Origin of the sequence: Nitrospina gracilis Nb-211 (assembly GCF_021845525.1) — a bacterium.
Taxonomy (GTDB): domain Bacteria; phylum Nitrospinota; class Nitrospinia; order Nitrospinales; family Nitrospinaceae; genus Nitrospina; species Nitrospina gracilis_A.
In genome coordinates, this window is sequence record NZ_JAKJKD010000001.1 from 1,719,862 (window position 1) to 1,738,290 (window position 18,429).

At 54.0% G+C, this 18,429-nt stretch carries 13 protein-coding genes; 3 read left to right on the forward strand and 10 right to left on the reverse strand.

Going from position 1 to position 18,429, the window contains the following annotated elements; genetic code table 11:
* The first annotated feature begins 116 nt into the window (after positions 1 to 116).
* Complete coding sequence (locus J2S31_RS08190; RefSeq protein WP_237098598.1) at positions 117 to 2,951, forward strand: sigma 54-interacting transcriptional regulator; 2,835 nt, start codon at positions 117 to 119, stop codon at positions 2,949 to 2,951.
* Between the two features lie 139 nt (positions 2,952 to 3,090).
* Here J2S31_RS08190 and J2S31_RS08195 read toward each other — a convergent pair whose 3' ends face one another.
* Positions 3,091 to 3,636, reverse strand: a complete 546-nt coding sequence (locus tag J2S31_RS08195) for a hypothetical protein (RefSeq protein WP_237098599.1) — start codon at positions 3,634 to 3,636, stop codon at positions 3,091 to 3,093.
* Between the two features lie 117 nt (positions 3,637 to 3,753).
* Complete coding sequence (locus J2S31_RS08200; protein WP_237098600.1) at positions 3,754 to 4,029, reverse strand: septation protein SpoVG family protein; 276 nt, start codon at positions 4,027 to 4,029, stop codon at positions 3,754 to 3,756.
* Between the two features lie 206 nt (positions 4,030 to 4,235).
* Here J2S31_RS08200 and ahcY point away from each other — a divergent pair, with 206 nt between their 5' ends.
* Positions 4,236 to 5,540, forward strand: a complete 1,305-nt coding sequence (gene ahcY / locus J2S31_RS08205) for an adenosylhomocysteinase (protein ID WP_237098601.1) — start codon at positions 4,236 to 4,238, stop codon at positions 5,538 to 5,540.
* Between the two features lie 85 nt (positions 5,541 to 5,625).
* Here ahcY and J2S31_RS08210 read toward each other — a convergent pair whose 3' ends face one another.
* From J2S31_RS08210 to J2S31_RS08240, 6 genes are all read right to left on the reverse strand, one after another.
* On the reverse strand, positions 5,626 to 5,937 hold the full coding sequence (locus J2S31_RS08210; RefSeq protein ID WP_237098602.1) for a DUF2703 domain-containing protein: 312 nt from the start codon (positions 5,935 to 5,937) through the stop codon (positions 5,626 to 5,628).
* The gene (locus J2S31_RS14600; RefSeq protein ID WP_272908674.1) at positions 5,934 to 6,350 is read right to left on the reverse strand and encodes a MerR family transcriptional regulator; all 417 of its coding nucleotides are present in this window, start codon (positions 6,348 to 6,350) and stop codon (positions 5,934 to 5,936) included. The genes J2S31_RS08210 and J2S31_RS14600 overlap by 4 nt, the downstream gene beginning before the upstream one ends.
* Positions 6,351 to 6,448: 98 nt before the next feature.
* Positions 6,449 to 7,339: an alpha/beta fold hydrolase gene (locus tag J2S31_RS08225; RefSeq protein WP_237098603.1), complete on the reverse strand. Its 891-nt coding sequence runs from the start codon at positions 7,337 to 7,339 to the stop codon at positions 6,449 to 6,451.
* Positions 7,333 to 8,379, reverse strand: a complete 1,047-nt coding sequence (locus J2S31_RS08230; protein WP_237098604.1) for a 3-oxoacyl-ACP synthase III — start codon at positions 8,377 to 8,379, stop codon at positions 7,333 to 7,335. Before J2S31_RS08230 ends, J2S31_RS08225 begins: the two co-directional genes overlap by 7 nt.
* 11 nt (positions 8,380 to 8,390) lie before the next feature.
* Complete coding sequence (locus tag J2S31_RS08235; RefSeq protein ID WP_237098605.1) at positions 8,391 to 10,127, reverse strand: ABC transporter ATP-binding protein; 1,737 nt, start codon at positions 10,125 to 10,127, stop codon at positions 8,391 to 8,393.
* Positions 10,128 to 10,284: 157 nt separating this feature from the next.
* Positions 10,285 to 12,360 carry a universal stress protein gene (locus J2S31_RS08240; protein WP_237098606.1) on the reverse strand — a complete coding sequence of 692 codons (2,076 nt, stop codon included), beginning with the start codon at positions 12,358 to 12,360 and terminating at the stop codon, positions 10,285 to 10,287.
* A 567-nt stretch (positions 12,361 to 12,927) separates the two neighbouring features.
* Between J2S31_RS08240 and J2S31_RS08245 the strand changes: the two genes are divergently transcribed.
* Positions 12,928 to 14,328, forward strand: coding sequence for a class II fructose-bisphosphate aldolase (locus J2S31_RS08245; RefSeq protein WP_237098607.1), 1,401 nt, complete (start codon positions 12,928 to 12,930; stop codon positions 14,326 to 14,328).
* A gap of 90 nt (positions 14,329 to 14,418) precedes the next feature.
* Here the strand turns inward: J2S31_RS08245 and J2S31_RS08250 are convergent, their stop codons facing one another.
* Together J2S31_RS08250 and J2S31_RS08255 are read right to left on the reverse strand one after the other, a co-directional pair.
* Positions 14,419 to 17,241, reverse strand: a complete 2,823-nt coding sequence (locus J2S31_RS08250; RefSeq protein WP_237098608.1) for an insulinase family protein — start codon at positions 17,239 to 17,241, stop codon at positions 14,419 to 14,421.
* 143 nt (positions 17,242 to 17,384) lie between these two features.
* Positions 17,385 to 18,284, reverse strand: a complete 900-nt coding sequence (locus J2S31_RS08255; RefSeq protein ID WP_237098609.1) for an EamA family transporter — start codon at positions 18,282 to 18,284, stop codon at positions 17,385 to 17,387.
* Positions 18,285 to 18,429: the final 145 nt, after the last annotated feature.

An 18,429-nucleotide genomic window follows, 5' to 3' on the forward strand; every position in this document is an offset into this window, starting at 1 on the left:
ATTTTGGCGCTTTGACGGAAATTATTGCCGGGAGTGTTGAAAATCCTGACGTTTCAGCCACCCCCAGCATTATGTATAATGTGTGTAGATTTATTACTCATTTGGAACGTCTATTTATGTCCCAGAATTTGAACGACCTCACCACCCGGCTCAAGGGATTCCAGAAGGAAAACCTGTCCGACATCCTCCACGTCATGGCCGGAGGCCTGAAAACCGCATTTCAATGCGACTCGGTCCGCGTGTACCTGGAAGACCTGTACGAAGGCATGCTGATCTGCCATTACGTTTCCAACGAAAGCCATCCGGACCGTCACCGCATCACCAAATACATTTCCCCCAAGGAATCGATCACTTCCAAATCGTTTTATGAAAATGCCGTCGTCACCTCCTGGTCGCACCCGGGCGGGGTGGCGAACTTCCGCAATCCCTATGAAACGCTTTCCGGCATCCAGGCGACGGCGGTGTTCCCCATCACTTACCAGATGCGGCCCATCGGCACCATCAATCTCGATTGGAACAAGGAAGGCGAGTTTTTAACGCAGGCGCAGATCGAGCAGATCAGCGCCTTCATCTCCGACAACAGCGCCGGGGTGGAGCGCGCCAAGCGGTTTCACCAGAACATCTCGTTCTCAAAGTATCTCGACACCGCACGCAAGAAAGAAAGTGCGTGGATGATGATGCGCTCCGCCGTCAACCTGATCGAGAAGCTCACGCTCGCCTCCGTGCTGGTGCCCGCGACGGAACAGAATTCCCAAATGCGCGGTGCGAAGACGGCGGACATTGTGGAAATCCTTGCGGTCTATTCCAAGAACATCGAGCACGCAGACATCTACAACACCCGCGACCAGATCCACGTGCTGGAAGGACGCCACCTCATCAACCGCATCGTGAAATACAAAGAAAAGAAGGGGCTGGTGATGAACGATCCCAACCAGGGATCGGTGTACCACGCCAACGTGATGGAGGAACAGTTCCCGCGCAAGGAGATCGTGAGCGAGATCAATCTCGTGTCGCTGTACCAGGTGCCGAAATACGATAAGAAGACGGGGCGCTTCATCTGTGCCGTCAACTATTACACCGGCGAGCCCTACGAGTTCACCCCGTTCGAGAAAAACCTTCTGCAGGAACACGCGTCGATGGTGGAGACCATCATCCTCGAAGAAAGTCCGACGCACATCGAAATCCAGGTGCTGAGCGAGATCGAGGAGTTGTTGTCGGACACCAACACGTCATTGCAGGGATTCCTCGACAGCATCCTCGCCAAGACGTCGGAGTTGATCGGCGCGGACTGCGGCACCATCGCCATCCTGCAGGTGGTCGACGGCAAACCGTGGTTGCTGGTGGAAGATGAAGAGGGCAACCTGATCGGCGCGAAGTCGCGCGGCTGGAAGAAAAATAAAATCCTGCCGCTTCCCGTCGGCGGCAACGATCTGCCCAGCGACCAGAAATCGATGAACGGGTATTGCGCGCACACGGCGCGTCCGGTGCTGGTCAATGACGTGAACAACCACAAGCACACACAGGGATTCTACAAAAACCTGTCGCCGGACATCCGCTCGGAACTGGCAGTGCCCATCATCTATCAGAACCAGGTGCTGGGTGTGCTCAACCAGGACAGTTTCCGGCTCAACTATTTCACCGACGAGCACAAAAAGATTCTGCAGATCATCGCCAGCCTCATCAGCCAGAAAGTGAACCACCTGCAACAGATGGAGGCCCTGCGCAAGGACATGACCGTACTCAAACGCGAGATCGAATACCGCGATCCGAACGTGTCGTCGTATTACCTCGGCAACGTCATCGGCCGCAGTAAGAAGATCCACACGCTCGTCAAGCAGATCGACGTGGTGGTGGACTCCATCTGCAACCGCATGCTGAACTGGGGCCGCTCGCCGCAGACGGAAGCGTTCATGGGTCTGCCATCGCTTTTAATTACGGGTGAGACGGGCGCGGGCAAGGAATTTTTCTTCAACAATATTTATTCGCGCGTGTCGGAGACCTTCCGGAAGAAGAAGCGTCCCGACTTCGAACTGCCGCTCCGCAAAACCAACATCGCCGCCTACAGTGGCGAGCTGACCTACAGCGAACTGTTCGGTCACAAGAAAGGCGCGTTCACCAGCGCCGACTCCAACCGGCAGGGCATTCTGGAAGAAGCCAACGGCGGCATCGTGTTTCTGGACGAGATCGGCGACATCGATCCCAAAACGCAGGTACAGTTACTGCGCTTCCTCGACACCGGCGTGTTCGTGCGCCTCGGCGAGAACCAGCCGTGCTATTCGCGCATCTTCCTCATCGCCGCCACCAACAAAAACCTGTTGAGGGAAATCGAGGCGGGGCGTTTCCGCGAGGATTTGTTTCACCGCTTGAACGCGCTCAGCTTCCGGATTCCATCGCTCAATGACCGGCGGGAGGACATTCCAGACCTGGCGACGCATTTCCTCGGCCGGTTGTACACGACGTACAAGGGAGGCGACCAAACCGGTCCGCCGCCTGTGCTTACGGCAGACGCCATGGAATATTTGAAGCACCGCAGTTACCGCGGCAACGTGCGCGAGTTGAAGAACATTTTACTGCGCGCCCTCATGTTCAATAAGAGCGGCGTCATCACCCGCGATCATCTGGCGGCGGGCGATCAGGAGAACATGGTGGAAACGGCAACGTTCGATGCCGCACCGGTGGGACAGGTGACGAACCTTCTGGAGGAGATCGAGGCGGAGCGCGGCAACTTCTGGACGCACATCTACGAACCGTTCAAAACCAAGCAGATGACGCGGGACACGGTGAAGACGGTGATCGAGGCGGCGAAGACGAAATATCAGACCAACCTGCCGGGGCTGGCAGTGAAGCTGGGCGTGTGCACCGCCCGCTTCCGCACCGACTCGGAGGAAAGCAAAAAGTTCATGAGCTTCAAAAACTTTCTTTATAAGACGGTGAAGATTTCCACAAATTGAGGGAAAGAAATTTTAACCACCGATGCATACCGATAAACACAGATACCCGACTGGACCTGAATTGTCATTCTGAACAAAGCGAAGAATCTAGGTTTTAATTAAAGCGACTGGGACCTGTGCCACAGCCTGCGTGATACAGTCAGACTTTCCCATTCTCATTACACCACTCAGAGTATTTAAGTTTGCTTTTACTTAAATAGTATTCATTTAACAATTGCATCTGCCTCTCGGATCCAATTTCACTTCTTTGATTATCCATAAAAAGGTCTTCTTTCTGTGCTTTTGTCTGAAGATAAATAACTTGTCGGTATGAGTTAAGTCTCCATTTACCCTTTTTTAACGGATATTTATGCGAACTTCCCTTCTTCCCGGGAATCTGACCAATTTGAAGGAATGAAATATTAATTAGTGTGCCACATAAAACTGCAATAATTTCATCAATTGACTTTCGTAGCTTAATTCCCTCTATTCCTCTTTGAATATTTTTTTCAATTTCTTGCATCCATTCTTCGTCATAGATTTCCACAGTGTCCTTGATAGAAAGCTCAATCGCTTTCAAAGTTTTTTCCGCATATTTGCGCCAGGTTTTGAGATGGTTGCTTTCTTTGAGTGCGTACCAAGCATCACTACCGAATAAATTTTCAATCGAAGACTTAAGAATTAAATATTTTGAGTATTCGTTCATTTTTATATACGCGAGCTTAACGACAACTGCGGAGTGTAAATAGCCTGCGGCGTAGCGTCCCACACAGTGGACTGAACATAACGTAATTTACATCATGGGGGTTGGAATTGCACCCATTCACCCCTCCCCCATCTCCGCCTTATACGCGACGACGATGGTGTCGCGGAGGTGCTTTTGGAAGTCGGGAGTTTCGGCCACGACGAGGTCCTTATACTCGCCGTTTTTCCCCAGCTGGCTGGGCAGGCGGATGTACATCGCGCCGTTCGATCTCCTGTAAACCTGAATCCCCTTTATGGTCAGCACCCCCTCCAGCGTCACCTCCGCGTAGGCTTTCAAATCCTTGTACGGTGCGCCCGGTTCAAATGGGTAAATAGTCGTTTTGGTGATGGTCATCGGATTTTTCCTGTGGCGATTTGATCTCGCAGGGTCGATTTGTTACAATATGGCACCTATTGACGCACCGCTTTTCTTCTAAATACCTACAAATCAGCTTTTTACGAGCTTCGGTGCACTCCGTATTCACGGCATGACGTCGTTTATAACGATTTCGATTTTAAGTCCTTTTCAAATTTAAACCAAAAACTATCAAGGAGTAATACATGAGTTCCACAGTGGTTGCCGCGGAAAAATACAAAGTGAAAGACCTCTCCCTGGCGGATTGGGGTCGGCGCGAAATCATTCTCGCCGAAAAAGAAATGCCGGGATTGATGGCCCTCCGCGAAAAATACGGCAAAGACAAACCCCTGAAAGGAGCTCGGATTGCAGGGTCCCTGCACATGACCATTCAGACGGCGGTTCTTATTGAAACGCTGGTCGAGCTGGGGGCTGAGATCCGCTGGGCCTCCTGTAATATTTTCTCCACGCAGGACCACGCCGCCGCGGCCATCGCCAAGGCCGGCATTCCCGTTTTCGCATGGAAGGGGGAGACGGAGGAGGAATACTGGTGGTGCACCGCCCAGACCCTGCTGTTCGAGGAAGGTCCCAACATGATCCTCGATGATGGCGGCGACCTGACGGGTTACGTCCACGAAAAACATCCGGAAATGTTGCCGAACATCAAGGGCATCTCTGAGGAGACGACGACGGGCGTTCACAAGCTGTACAAAATGCTGAAGGACGGCACGCTGAAATCGCCGGCCATCAACGTCAACGACTCCGTCACCAAATCCAAATTCGACAACCTGTACGGCTGTCGCGAGTCTCTGGCAGACGGCATCAAGCGCGCAACGGACATCATGGTTGCGGGCAAGGTTGTGGTTGTCGCGGGATACGGCGACGTCGGCAAGGGCTGTGCGCAGTCCATGCGCGCGTATGGCGCCCGCGTGCTGATCACGGAAATCGATCCCATCTGCGCCCTGCAGGCGGCGATGGAAGGTTATGAAGTGACCACCATGGAAGACGCTCTGCCGGAAGCGGACATCTACGTCACCACCACGGGTTGTGAGGACATCATCCGCATCGATCACATGGAGAAGATGAAGGACACGGCCATCGTGTGCAACATCGGTCACTTCGACTGTGAAATTCAGGTCGACGAGCTGAACAACTACAAGGGAATTCAGAAGGAAGAGATCAAGCCGCAGGTGGACAAGTACACCTTCCCGGACGGGCACTGCATCATTCTGCTCGCAGAGGGTCGGCTGGTGAACCTGGGTTGCGCGACGGGCCATCCGTCGTTCGTCATGTCCGCATCCTTCACCAACCAGGTGCTGGCGCAGATCGAACTGTTCCAGAAGAAATACGAACTCGGCGTGTACACTCTGCCCAAGCATCTGGATGAAGAGGTCGCGCGTCTGCACCTCGAGAAGTTGGGTGTCAAGATGACCCGGCTGACGCAGAAGCAGGCAGACTACCTGGGCATCCCGGTGGAAGGTCCGTACAAGCCGGATCATTACCGCTACTGATCGCCTAGCGATTCCAAAACAGAAACGGCGTCCCAAACCGGGACGCCGTTTTTTTTGTTCCATATCAAATCACAGGCGAATTCGTTTACTGCTCTCTCTTTCGACGGACGGCTTCCTCTATCCATTCACGCGGTGGCCAATAATGGGTATTGCCATCCACGATATAAAGGCGGCATCCCAATCCATAGCCCTGCCGCACTTCGCCTTCCACGTCCTTACCGTCTATGCGAATGGTGGGCGAACCGGGGAAGCAATGCCCCTCCGCCTCATCCAACGTCTCCACGGCAATGGAATGGATGGGAGCGTCCACCCCTTCCTGCCGCAGAACGTCCCGTAAAAGTTCCAGCGCCGGGTCGGTATTGGGACAGTTCTTGAAATACAACAACTCGATTTTCATAAATCCTCTGAGAGAAATGTGCCCTCTCCCAAATAAGCCAGTATGGAAGCGTCCGTCTCATTTCTTTCCCATGCTTCCATCATTCGATCAATCGCATTTCCCAGTTGATTTAATTTGTCGATCCGTTTGTCAATGATCCTTCTCTTTTCCTGGGCTTTGGCCGTCGTTGTTTGGCGGGAATTTTTTTTTGCGGTTTGCAGGCTCAGGATTTCATGAATTTCATCCAGCGAAAAGCCCAGCTTCTGCGCGTTCTTGATAAACAGAATACGTTTTGCGTCTTCGTTACTGTACAAACGGTAACCGGATCGGGACCGGAGGGGGGGATCAATCAAATCGCGGGTTTCATAGTAACGAAGGGTTTCCTTATTCACACCCACCAGCTTGGCCAGTTCACTTCGGGTAAAGGTGTCCATAAAAGGCCCTCCATATAGAATGAATATAGGCCCTGTACCCTGAAACTGGGTCAAACTTTTTTCGCTATGATTAACCTAAAAATGGTGGTTTTGCCCCATTAGATGGGGTTCCGTTTGAAAAATTGGATCATCCAGGGAATGATATCTTCATAGGCATCTTCCACAATGTAATGCCCGGCTTCGTCCACCTCGTGCACTTCTGCATCGGGAAAATAGGCTTTCCACCTGTCCAAAAAAGATTCGTTGAAGCAGAAATCCTTCATGCCCCAGACAACCAGGACCGGGCGATCCCGAAAATATCCGAGTTGAGACTCGATGTGCTCGACCAGCGGATAACTCGGCACGGCGGGAGTCATTGGAATGTCCTGCACGAACCGCAAGTTGGCGATGCGGTTCTCAGGGCAATTGTACGGCGCAAGGTAACCCCGTTTCACCTCGGAGGTCATCCGCTCGCGTTTCCTGCAGGCCCAGGCAAGGCCCATCCGCGCAAATAGATTCCACTGCAGAATCGCCAACTCCCCAACCCACGGTAGCCGGCACAGGTTGATGCTGACGGGGATGCGGTCGGAAAGAAACGCGGCCGTGTTGAACACCACGATACGTTTTATTTTTTGCGGATGCCGCACGGCCAACCCCATACCAATGGCCCCGCCCCAGTCGTGAACAACCAAGGTGATGTCGTCAAGAGCGAGATGTTCCACCAGCCGCTCGAGGTTGCCGATATGCCGGCTCAACGTATAATCGTAGTCCTGCGGTTTGTCGGACAGTCCACAGCCCATGTGGTCCGGCGCCACGCACCGGTATTGCCCGCGCAGGGCACGAACGAGGTTGCGGTAGTAAAACGACCAGGTGGGATTGCCGTGGAGCATGAGCAGGGTCTCGCCCTGCCCCTCATCCAGGTAATGATAGCGGAGACCGTTCAGGTCCAGGTAATGGGACTCAAAAGGATAGATGTCTTTGAAACCGTCGAGGGAGACATCCTTCACCATTCCGCCCCCAGCATGACGCAACTCAAGCCACTGCCGATCCCCAGCAGGCCCACTTTTTGCCCGTGCTGGATCACGTTCACCTCGTTCCCCAAAGCAAGCGTCACTGGCAACGCGGCGGAACCGGTGTTGCCGAGGAATTCGAGAGTGGAGAAATCCTTCGCCAGATCGAGTTCCAGTGTCTCGTATAACAGTTTGCGGTGCAGGTGCCCCACCTGGTGGCAGAAGATGCGGTCCACACTGTCATTGGTCCAACCCAGATTGGATTTAAACACCTCCCAGGTTTCACGCGCGAGCTCACATCCTTCCTGCATGAGCGTTTCGGAATCGGTCTGCATGAGTGGTGCGGCATCGCCGCCCATTCCCGAATCCTGATTGCCCTGGCAGAGGTGATTGAACTGAGTCGCAGAACGATAGGCGCCACCGATCAGGCGGTGCCGGGTGGACGCCAGATCCTTATGCACGAGAAGCACGGCCACCGCGGCGGAACCGATGGTGAGCGATGCGAACGCGGTTTTTATTTTGTGGCGCGTGGGGTTGGGGTCGGCCAGCAACGTCTCGATGGTGTGGTCCACCAGCGGTCCGCCGTTTTCCCCGGAAACGATCAGTCCGGCGCGGATCTGCCCGTGCTCGATCATGTTCGCCACCTGCACCATCCCGTTCAACACACCCAGGCAGGCGTTGGACACGTCGTAGAAAATGGAATCGGGATTGAGCTTCAGGTTGTTGTGCACGACGGAGGCAGTGGCCGGTTCGAGGAAATCGCGGCTCACCGATCCACAGATGAGAGCGCCGATTTCTTTGCGATCCAGGGGCGTGCGCGCGAGCGCATCTTCTCCCGCTTTCGAGGCCACGGCGCTGGGAAATTCTCCCTTGTTCCAGAAACGCCGTTCACGGATGCCGCTCATCAATTCCAACCGGCCGACGTTCAGCTTGAACCGATCATAAAGCGGTTGCAGACGTCGTTCCAGATCGTCCGAACGCACGACATTTTCCGGAAGATGGTAACCGATCGATTCGATGCACACGTTTTCAAATCGCATAACTCAACGCCTCATGCGGAACCGATGATCTGCATCTCGTAATACTTCTGGTACTGCGGGCATTGTTCCAGCAACTGTTCGTGGTTGCCCTGCCCCACCATCTCGCCATGTTCGAGGACGATGATGCGGTCGGCGTGTTTGATAGTGGAAAAGCGGTGGGCGATGACAAACGTGGTGCGATGCTCCATGAGGTTATTGAGCGCGTCCTGCACCAGTTTTTCCGATTCGGAATCGAGTGCGGACGTCGCCTCGTCCAGAACCAGGATCGGCGCGTTGCGCACGATGGCGCGGGCGATGGCGATACGCTGGCGCTGTCCACCGGAAAGTTTCAGCCCCCGCTCGCCGATGACCGTGTCGTATCCGTCATCCAGCGCCTGCACATACGTGTCCACATGCGCGGCTTTGGCGGCACGAACGATGTCCTCCCGCGTCGCATTGGGATTGCCGTAACCGATGTTCGCCCACACGGTGTCGTTGAACAGAAACGTTTCCTGCGTCACCAGAGCCAGATTGCGGCGGAGGGATTGTGCGGTGATGTCGTTGATGTTGACTCCATCGACAAGGATCTCTCCCTGCGTCACCGTGAAAAACTTGAACAGCAAATCCACCAGCGTGGTCTTGCCCGCGCCGCTCATGCCGACGATGGCAAGCACTTCGGATTTTTTCACCGTCAGATTGATGTCCTTCAGCACCATTGTGTCCCGCGTCGGGTACTTGAAGCACACGTTGCGATATTCGATGCGGTCGTTGAACTCCTTGAGTTCGATGGTGCCGTCTTTGGCTTTTTCTTCTTCCGTATCGAGTATGGAAAACACGCGTTCCGCCGCGGCCACGGCTTTTTGCGAATCGGTGTAGGTTTTGAACAGGATCCGCATGGGATCGTACATCATGAACATACCGAGCACGAACGCGAAGAACGAACCCTGGCTGATCTCCCCTTCCAGCACCTGGAGTCCGCCGAGCCAAAGTACCGCCGCGCCGCCCAGAACCGCCAGCACTTCCATCATGGGTGAGGTGAATTCGGTATAACGCACGTCCTTCTTCATGATGTCGAGGAAGTCGTCATTATGCTTGTGGAGTTTCTTGTTTTCCTGCTCCTCCAGACCGAACGCGCGCACCACCTTGATGCCGGAGATCGACTCCAGCATGGTGGAATTGATGTCGGCCAGCAGCTCCTGTCCGCGCCGCCCCAGTTTCCTGAGTTTGCGCGCGACGGTGGCGGTGGGAAGAATGGCAATGGGAATGATGAAAATGGCAATCAAAGCCCAGTCCCACTTCAACCAGAACACCCAGAACAGCAGGCCGATAAACATGACCACGTTCTGAATCGTATCCTTGATGTACTTGGTAAGCGACAACAACATGGCGTTGACGTCGTTGACCAGCCGCGACATCAACTGCCCCGTGGTGTCTTTTTCAAAAAAACCATAGGGCAGTTTATGGATGTGCTCAAACATCTCCTGCCGGATGCGCGCCACCAGCTCCCAGCCGATCTGGTAAATGATGACGCTCTGCAAGTAGCGCAATCCTCCCTTGGCGACATAGAGCGCGATGACGATGAGCGGCAACATCTTCAGCATGAAATAATCTTTTTCGACAAAAATTTTATCGAACGTCTGCTGAACGAGAGGAACCGGCGAAGTGGAAAGCGCGCCGACGCAGATAGAGGTCAGCAAAGTCAGCATCACTTTGCCCTTGTAGGGGGCGAGGTAGTGAGCGAGTCGTTTGTAGATGCTTACTCTTTCCATGGTTCGGGTGGAGGGAGGGGAATTCATTTTATCCAGGATCACAAAAAAGCCCCTGACCGTTGACGTGTCATCAACGGACAGGGGCCTTGTCTGCGTGGATTCAACGATTGCAACGTGGTGCAACGCCTTTCGAAATAAAACCTGAGAACTTCAGTTTCTATTTCTTTTGCGGCAGAAAATCATCCAGGGTCGCCCCGCTGTTGATCATTTCGGTCATCACCTTGATGGATTCCTCGATACCTTTCTGACAGGTCTCGAGGTCGATCTCGGTCAGGTTGAAATGATTGGCGTAGTCGAGAACCCGCTCGCGGGTGTTTTCCCGCATGAAGCCCTGCGGAACCTGTTCGATCCGCTGGATGGCCTCTTCGGTCCATACAAACCGGCTGGGGTCGACCGTGCCCTTGGAAAAGTTTTTGCCTTCAAACGGATGAAGGTCACCATAAGCCCTCAGGTTCCCCTTGCCGTTTCCATTACCATTTCCGTTTCCATTGGTCCCGTTGGCGGGAGCGTCGTCAACAGCGGCTTCTTTCCGGCCGTCGGCTTTCTCGTTGAGGATTTTTTCAGCGAACGCCTTGGTGATGGTGCCAATCTTCTGGATGCGCGCGTTTTTCTCGATGCGCGCATGAGCGCGGCGGCGAACATGCCCCTGCGGGAACGCTTCTACCAGGTCCTGCGCTTCCTTAGTCCACGTAACCTGCGTGGAGTCGAAGGTGGTCACCGTGGTGGATTCGCTCTGCTCTTCTTCGTCCGCCTTGTAGCCGGACATGTCCACCGGAACCAGGGCACTGCCTTCCGCACCGCAGACACTGCACTTGACGGTGCCGACACCCAGGTAGGTGGAGCAGCTGGAGCATTTGAGGGTCTTGGTTTCCTCCGCCTGAGCGGCTTCTTCCGCCTGAACCTTGGCAACCTCTTCCGCGTACTTCTTCTCGAGATCGCGCTGGCGGTCGTCGATCATGCCTTCCAGCGGATCCTCGCCTTTCGCCATCTTGTCGCGCATCTGGTCGCCGATGTTGTACATGGCCTGCATGGCGCCGGCGGGCAGAATGGTTTCGCATGCTTCGGTGATGACGCTGGAGGTGATCATGCTGTGACCACGCTCCAGAGCGTAGCGGAGAATCGCCGCGGTCGCCATGGGGCGAACGAAGCCCGGGATTTTCTTGAGACGCTCTTTGGCCTCGGCAGTCCACTCGATGCTCTCCTCGGCCTGCATGTCGACCGGCGGCTTGTACACCTTGCTGGAGAGCAGAACGTTACACGGAACGAGGCGCAGGAGGTTTTCGGTGTTACCGCCGATATCCATGTCTTCCGCGCTGTGAACGCCGATGCGGCCCAGGATGAGCATCCACGGATTCTCTTCGCGGGCGTACTGCAGGACTTTTTCGAACACCTTGCCGTCCAGCAGACGCGCGGTGCATTCCAGCCCTTCGTCTTCCACGATCTTGCGGGAGACTTCAAGATGCGACTGATAAATTTTAGCCAGTCCCTTGTCGATGATGTCCTCGTGCAGTTTTTCCTGCTGTTCAAATTTGAACACCTTGGCGGCATCTTTGGAGAGAACACCGGTGAGGCTGTTGAACATGGCGTAGTGAAAGTACGGGTCGAAGGTGGAGATGACTTCCAGCGGGCGGCCGGTTTTCCTGGCCAGGTCAATGCCCGTCTTCAAGCCGCCGAAAGCGTGGCCACTGCCGTCCACCGCAACAACGATCTTGCCGCTCGAAGCCTTCTCGCCATGAATCGCAGGAACGTTCTTCACGATCAGGGTGTCGGTATTGACACGACGGATCACACGCTCGGACACGGTGCCGATCTGGCTGTCCCTGATAGCGCCCAGACCCAGAGCCCCCATGATGACCAGGTCGTAGTTCGACTCCTTGATGTCGCGTACCAGCTCGATCCAGTTGCGGCCTTCCAGCGACTTGCCAATAAACGGAATATTGCGGGCCTTGCATTTGAATTTGGGCACGTCGAGATAGGAATCGGTGATGACCTCCATGCCTTTGGTGATCAACTGATCATGAATCGCCCGCTGTTTTTCAAGCTCCTGCTCGTCCTGATATTCTTCCGGCAGGCCGCTTTCCATCTGCCGGAAGCGGACGTCATGCATCTTCGCCGCATATACATGGCTGGAGATGATGGTGGCATCGGTGTCTTTGGCGAATTCCAGCGCCAGGTCGATACATTCGTTCGAATAGTCGGAATTGTCGACCGGAACGTAGATATTTTTAAACATGGGGTTCTTTTCTCCCTGAAATTACCTGTGTGGCAAATTTGGCTAAGGAAATTTATATAGATAAGAACTTAATTTCTTTTGGTTTAGAGTCCCAACCAATGCGAGTTTTTCATGCGCGGTGCGGATCAAAAATTAGTGCAAATTCTAACAAAAAAACGAGGTCTGTCAACTGAAAAACCCCAATGTTTTTAAAAGCTCTGGGGGGATCGGGGGAGTTCCTTAGTGGGGGTCGGACAGCTCCCGTTTTGAGGTAGCCCATTTCCTAATTTTGGACCTGAAAAACGGCTCTCCCCCAAGAGCCACAGGCAGGCCGTTGAGAGCCTGAAAACATGGCTATATACCAAATTTTCACTCTGCAAAGGCACGGGGATATGGTATATAATCGGTGAAATCGACCGGGGTGTGGTGTGATCGCTGGCCGCCAATGGTTACAACACCGGCAGGGGAACCGGTGATGTCACCCAGACTCCCTTTCATTTGGAACCGCCCTAACTCACTACTTTTCAAACGATTACCCGCGTTCCGGTACCCGATCCGCAGGCGCAGGGTGTGCAGGAGGAAAATCCGATGTTGTTTTCCACCCAAGAGGATCTCGTCCACCACATGCAAGGCGCGGCCTCCATCCAAAACGGCACCGTTCACCTGGAAAATGAGGAAAAGCTGAGGGTCCAATGCCTCGACCGCCTGATTCACAACGCCGTACTCAACCCCAACCCCGAACTGAAGGGCCATTCCCGGTTTATTATCAAAAGTCTGGCCCGCCAACTGGGCATCGTCCCCGCCTCCATTCAGGGATTGTATGAGGCCCGGGGCGCCGGAAAAAACAAAGGTTACACGGTTCCCGCCATCAACATACGAGGCCTGACCTACGAAACCTGCCGTGCTATTTTCCGCACCGCTCAGGCCTGCAAGTCGGGCGCATTCATCTTTGAAATCGCCAAATCCGAAATCGGCTACACCCACCAGCGGCCTCACGAGTATGCCTCGGTGGTGCTGGCGGCGGCCATCAAAGAGCAACACAAAGGCCCGGTTTTCATTCAGGGCGATCATTTCCAGGTCAACGCCCAGAAATACCATGAGAACCCGAACAAAGAGATCAATGGGCTCAAGTGCCTGATCGAGGAAGCCCTCTCCGCGGGTTTTTACAACATCGACATCGACACCTCCACCCTGGTGACTCTGGAGCCGGAGGACGTGAGGGAGCAACAACGGCTCAATTTCGAGGTCGGCGTGGAGTTGACCAAATTCATCCGTGATCTCGAACCGGAAGGCGTGACAGTATCCGTCGGCGGGGAGATCGGCGAGGTCGGCAAGGAGAACAGCAACGAAAACGAGCTCCGCGCCTACATGGATAATTTCAACGAAAACCTCGCGAAGGCCAACCCGAAATACAAGACCATCAGCAAAATCTCCATCCAGACCGGCACCGAGCATGGCGGCGTGCCGCTTGCCGATGGCACCGTTGCCGATGTGCAACTGGATTTCGAGACGCTGGCGAACCTTTCCCGGATCGCACGGGAAGATTACCATCTGGCGGGTGCGGTCCAGCACGGGGCCTCCACCCTGCCCGCAGAAATGTTTCACAAATTTCCGGAACTGGAAACCGCGGAGATCCACCTGGCCACCAACTTTCAGAACATGATCTACGACAGCGCGCACTTCCCGCAGGACCTGAAGCAGGAAATCTACGAGTACCTGCGGAAGGAATTTGCCGATGAAAAGAAACCGAACTGGACCGACGAACAGTTCATTTACAAAACGCGCAAAAAAGGATTCGGCAACCCCTACAAGGAAAAGTTCTGGAATCTTCCGGACGACATCAAGATGAAAATCGGCAACGAACTGGAAGAAAAATTTCATTTCCTGTTCGACCAGCTCAACGCCAAAAACACCGAAGCGTATGTGAAGGATTGCGTCAGCCTCACCGCCCCGGAACAGAAGCTGGACGACGAACTGAAGTTTATCTGACGATCCCAATAACAAAACCCCCTTGCCGGCCCTGATCGACCGGCAAGGGGGTTTTTGTGTTTGACCTGGACTCAATCCAGCGCCAGCCGTTTATTGAGGCATGGCACTGACCGGCGTGGCGCGGCGGTTCTTGATCTGGTCAATGGTCGTCAGCACATCGTCGGGCACGGTCTCGGTATTGTCGCTGGACCGTACTAGGACAATCGACCGCGCGATCTGCGGGTTCTGAAACAACGTCTTGCCCGTCTTCACCACTTCCTCCTTGCTCAACTCCTTGACCACTTTCAGCAGTTTTTCCTTGAACAGGAAGTCACCGTCCTCTTCCGTCGCGAAATAATAAAGATCATTCGCCACAGCGCTGATGCTGTCGCCTTTTTTCTGCAACGACACGATCATGCTTTTGCGGTGCTTTTCGAATTCCTCATCGGAAAGGCCGTCCAGAAGGTTGCCGGTTGTTTCCATCCACGCTTCCACACGCTTTTGCAATTCGAACGGGCTGTAGTTGGAGGACTGGATGATCATCTTGAAAAACAGCCGTTCCTCCAGACGGTTTTCAAAACTCCAAACAATGTATCCCAACTGCTGGTTGGTCCGCATCTGGGTGTAAAAATCGCTTTCCACGATGGAGGCGATGAGCGACAACTTGGCCTGCCGCTTCATGTCGCGTTCGCCGACCTGCAACGTGTAGTAAAGCGCATTGTTGTTATCCTGCACCTGCTTGGAGAACCGGACCATTTCACCCGACCGCAACACCGCCACCTCTTCCTTGTAACGCTGGTCTTCCGGCAAAGGCAGACTGGACAGCTCCGCAAGCAGGATATTCACACTGCTTTTGACGTACTCTTCCGTCCAGTTGCCGTGTATGAGCCCCGTCACATACACACGCTCATAGAGTTTTTTCGAATAGGTGCGCACATCCTCCAGCGTCACCGGCTCCAATGCCGCAAACAGCTCCTCTTCCGTGTATTGCTTCACCTGCCACAAATGACGGTGGAAATAAGAAGCTCGCATGTAAGCCTGCCCCAACTGACGGTTGCGGATTTCGCGCAGGACGGCTTCCTTGATGTTTTCAAATTTCTGCTTGCTGATCTTGATGGTCTTCATGTTCTGCGCGACCAGCTTTAACAGATCGTTGATGCGTTCCGTATATCCTCCGACCGAAAGCACCATGCCGGGCTTTTCGATATCGAGACTGTAAGTCAGCCCGGCCAGGCTGATGGGATAGGTGAGCTCGTTCAACCCTTCATGAATGGCCAGGTTGTACAGCTTGGACAACGCCAGATTTTCCACCGAATCGTAAACGTGCGGGGTTTCGATTTTGTAGCGAATATAAACCTTGGGTTGTCTGAACTTGTGATCGTACTGGAACCAGACCTTGGCGAATTCGTCATCGCGGACGAGAGAAGGAGCTTCTTCCACCAGTTCCAGGTTGTAAGGAACGAAATCATTTTTGTCCGGATAGGTCATGCCTTCCGGCTCAGGAGGATGCACCAGCTTGTCGTACTTTTTACCACCCACTTGAGCCAACGAGTATTCCGTGCCGAAATACTTTTCCACCTGGTCGGTTTCCACGTTCTGGCTTTTCAGAACCACCAGCATGTTTTCCGGAGTCAATGTGTCCAAAACAGCCCGGTAGGCAGCCGGGTCATATTTCTTGTAGAGATAAGGAAGCTCTTCCACCTCATCCAACTTATAATCCTGCATGAGTGCCGCCTTACCCGCCATGAAGCCCATGCCTTCCTGCGGGCTCTTCCATTCGAAATCGATCTCCGCCATGGCCTGCGCTTCGTCGAACGTATATTTTTCAAACCCGGTTTTCCTCAGCATCTCAATGTAGGAAAACACCAGTTCCAGAACCCGCTCATATTCGACGAGGCCTTTCGGCGTTAAAGAAATGGAGATGCCGAAACTCGACAGATTGGGATGCGTGTACCCGCCCCCGGCGGAAAGCCCCAGCGCCAATCCTTCCTTTTTCAGCTTGGAGAGAAGCGATCCCTCCCCTTCGTGTCCCATCACCGTCGCCACAATCGACGCCGGTTTGCTTTCCTTATGATCCGCCAGACGGATGGTCGGGAAATCCAGGTCCAGCGAACGGATATCCATGATGGTCTTGATCTTCAACAGGCGGTATTGCTCATGCAAGGAGGTGCGGTAATCCGGCGGCACCTCCGGGAGCGTTACCGGATGATCTGAAATGTCCGAGAAAAGCTTCTTGACCAGGCGTTCCTGCTCCTCGAGGGGCAGTTTGGAAAGAACGGCCAGACGCATGATACGCGCGGAATAATATTTCTTGTGGAATTCCAGGAGAGCCGGACGATTGTCCCCGGCCAGGGTCTCCGCGTTGCCGATGCCAAAGTTGCGGACCGGGTGCCCTTCCTTCGCAATCTGGTTGGTCAGGTGGCTGGCCCGCCAACCGTCCTGCATCTTGTTTTTCTCAAATTCATTGTTCACCGCCTGCACCTCGCGCTCGGCATAGGTCTTGTCGAATAGAGGCGCGCGGAAAAAGTCAGAGAAGCGGTCCAAGGCTTCAGAAAATCCGTCGTGGCTGACTTCAAAGAAGTAATTGGTGATGTTGTCGCCGGTGTATGCGTTGCTGCCGCCGGAGTGGGCGGTCAGAAAATCCTTGAAGGACCCCACATCCGGGTACTTTTCCGTTCCCAGGAACAGCATGTGCTCCAGGTAATGGGCGAGTCCCATTTTGTCTTTCGGATCGTAAAGCGTCCCCACCCCGACGGAAAGCGCCGCCGCGCTTCGATCCACATCCGGGTCGCTCATCAACAACACTTCAAGGTTGTTTTTCAGCACCAGGGTTTTCGTCACCCGGTTGTCCATTCCGGAAAAAGCCGGAACGCTGGCCAGAACAACAAACAGGGCAATCAAAATTCCTGAAAGGATTTTGACACGATGCATCATCACAAAACACCTCCGGAGAACCCGTTGGGGGGAATGGATCCGTATGAAATCAAACGGAAAAAATGAAAACGTTCAGCGCTTTTATCTTAGCAAACCGTAAAGCGCGGGTGGGATTAAATCTTTTTAATTTGAAAAGAGCGGGATCAGGATTCCCAGCCCATCATGCTGACGCCCATCACCACAAGCAGGCCGGCGAAAATGCGTTGCGGACCGAATGACTCCTTCAGCTTCAACACGCCCCAAAGGACCACCATCAGCACACTTGTCTGGCGAACCGCCACCACCTGGCTCACTTCCTCAAATTGAAGCACAACACAGATCAAACCGTACGATCCCATCGTCGCTACCGCAGCGACCAGCCCCCGCCTCCACTCGGCTTTCCATACGGAAACGATCTCACGCGGCGGATGAACCGAGAACAGATACAGGTTGCACAGGGTGAAACCGATCAGCGCCTCCAGAAAGAAAAACACGAACCCGTTCTGCATGGCGTGGTCCGGCCGTGCGGTGATGAATATCTCCATGCCCCGCTTATCCACCAGACTGTATGCCACCACCAACCCCAGCGTGATGAACGCCCAGCGCATGTCCTTGTGCAGGATGGCATCCCACAGGTTGCGGAATCCGCGAATAAGATGACCGTCGAAATGCAGGATATACACAGCCAGCAGAATGAGCACGATCGACATCATGGCGGAGACACTCAGCCGTTCGGCAAGCAAAAACCACGCAAACACCGGCACAAACACCGGCGCGGAGCGGGCGATGGGATAGACATACGAAATGTCCTGCGTCTGGTAGGCCTTCGACAGGCTGAGAATATACACCCCGTGCAACACGCCGGACGCGACGATCCAGACCCACAGATCATCGGGCACCGTGGCCGATCCGGAGGAGGCCAGAAAAACGAGCGAGCCCGCAATAATGACCACGCCTTTCAGCCCGGACAGGTAATTGGAGTTTCTGCTGGTTTGTGTGAGGATATTCCACAAAGCATGAAACAGGCAGGAAAGCAGAATCAATCCAATGCTGGTCGCGGCCAAGGAGTTCTCCCTCAAAGGCGGGTGTAAAACGGTTAAAGGAATTTATTTCAAATCCATACGAAAAAACGAAAAGGTATAATGATACAATATGCCGCTTTTGAATGTAGAGATTTTGTTGGCCAACCACTCCCCAAACTTCTGACTC

Excerpts from the sequence above, each read along its gene's own strand:
- J2S31_RS08190 (WP_237098598.1), top strand. The coding sequence starts at position 117 with ATGTCCCAGAATTTGAACGACCTCACCACCCGGCTCAAGGGATTCCAG.
- J2S31_RS08195 (WP_237098599.1), bottom strand. The coding sequence starts at position 3,636 with ATGAACGAATACTCAAAATATTTAATTCTTAAGTCTTCGATTGAAAAT.
- J2S31_RS08200 (WP_237098600.1), bottom strand. The coding sequence starts at position 4,029 with ATGACCATCACCAAAACGACTATTTACCCATTTGAACCGGGCGCACCG.
- ahcY (WP_237098601.1), top strand. The coding sequence starts at position 4,236 with ATGAGTTCCACAGTGGTTGCCGCGGAAAAATACAAAGTGAAAGACCTC.
- J2S31_RS08210 (WP_237098602.1), bottom strand. The coding sequence starts at position 5,937 with ATGAAAATCGAGTTGTTGTATTTCAAGAACTGTCCCAATACCGACCCG.
- J2S31_RS14600 (WP_272908674.1), bottom strand. The coding sequence starts at position 6,350 with ATGGACACCTTTACCCGAAGTGAACTGGCCAAGCTGGTGGGTGTGAAT.
- J2S31_RS08225 (WP_237098603.1), bottom strand. The coding sequence starts at position 7,339 with ATGGTGAAGGATGTCTCCCTCGACGGTTTCAAAGACATCTATCCTTTT.
- J2S31_RS08230 (WP_237098604.1), bottom strand. The coding sequence starts at position 8,379 with ATGCGATTTGAAAACGTGTGCATCGAATCGATCGGTTACCATCTTCCG.
- J2S31_RS08235 (WP_237098605.1), bottom strand. The coding sequence starts at position 10,127 with ATGGAAAGAGTAAGCATCTACAAACGACTCGCTCACTACCTCGCCCCC.
- J2S31_RS08240 (WP_237098606.1), bottom strand. The coding sequence starts at position 12,360 with ATGTTTAAAAATATCTACGTTCCGGTCGACAATTCCGACTATTCGAAC.
- J2S31_RS08245 (WP_237098607.1), top strand. The coding sequence starts at position 12,928 with ATGTTGTTTTCCACCCAAGAGGATCTCGTCCACCACATGCAAGGCGCG.
- J2S31_RS08250 (WP_237098608.1), bottom strand. The coding sequence starts at position 17,241 with ATGATGCATCGTGTCAAAATCCTTTCAGGAATTTTGATTGCCCTGTTT.